Origin of the sequence: Salipiger sp. 1_MG-2023, from assembly GCF_030547555.1 — a bacterium.
Taxonomy (GTDB): Bacteria; Pseudomonadota; Alphaproteobacteria; order Rhodobacterales; family Rhodobacteraceae; genus Salipiger.
Genome location: NZ_JAUOQN010000184.1, coordinates 1 through 681, shown reverse-complemented (window position 1 = coordinate 681; position 681 = coordinate 1). Strand labels below are relative to the sequence as shown.

Sequence of the window (681 nt, the reverse complement as noted above, 5' to 3'; positions counted from 1 at the left end):
CAGCGCGACTGACAAGCTCGGCCCGCCGGTGAGCGCGAGGCCCGTCGTGAGCTACACCATCAGTTGGGACATCATCGTAAATCCGGCGCAGACCGGCGGCCACGACCTTACGGTCCTTCCAGGTGCAGAAGTTCAGGCTATGGCGCACCAGATTCAGTGAGGCATTGGTCACCATCGGTTCGAGACCGATGCCGAACGCAGGTCTGAACCATGGCGTCAGGAAAGGCGTCGCCCGTCCACAAACGCGATCGGGACGTCTTGAGTGCCCCGGTTCTTCAATTCGCGCATCACCGAGAGCCGGAATTTGGCCCTCTCGTTCGCGGCGATCCGCAGGCCCAAAACGTCGCGCTGGCCGTCACGGGGGATGCCAGGGGCGACATACACGGCCTTGTTGTTCAACGTCCGGCTGTCGGCATCGCGGATGGCCACCCGCAAGGATCTATGATCACGATCGGATACGTCCGCTCAAGTGCCCGGCTCTGCCATTCCCGGACCTCGCCGAGCACCGCATCAGTGACGCGGCTGATCAGGTCGGGGAGAGCTTCAAGCCGTAGAGATCGAGCAGATGGGCTGGATGTTCCGGACCCTCAGCCCGAAAACATAGATGTCAGATCCCGGATGATTGTAGACCCGTTTTCTGAACAGGTCGGGTCTGTCGTGTTGCCATTCCTTCAGGGCGGC

Annotated in this window: 2 protein-coding genes; both read right to left on the bottom strand. The window is 61.5% G+C overall.

Translation table 11 applies throughout. The annotated features are described in order from the left end of the window. Positions 1-216: 216 nt before the first annotated feature. The gene (locus tag Q4543_RS24505) at positions 217-429 is read right to left on the bottom strand and encodes a transposase (protein WP_303442800.1); all 213 of its coding nucleotides are present in this window, start codon (positions 427-429) and stop codon (positions 217-219) included. Beyond that, positions 396-506, bottom strand: a complete 111-nt coding sequence (locus tag Q4543_RS24500; protein ID WP_303442797.1) for a hypothetical protein — start codon at positions 504-506, stop codon at positions 396-398. Before Q4543_RS24500 ends, Q4543_RS24505 begins: the two co-directional genes overlap by 34 nt. Positions 507-681 lie beyond the last annotated feature (175 nt).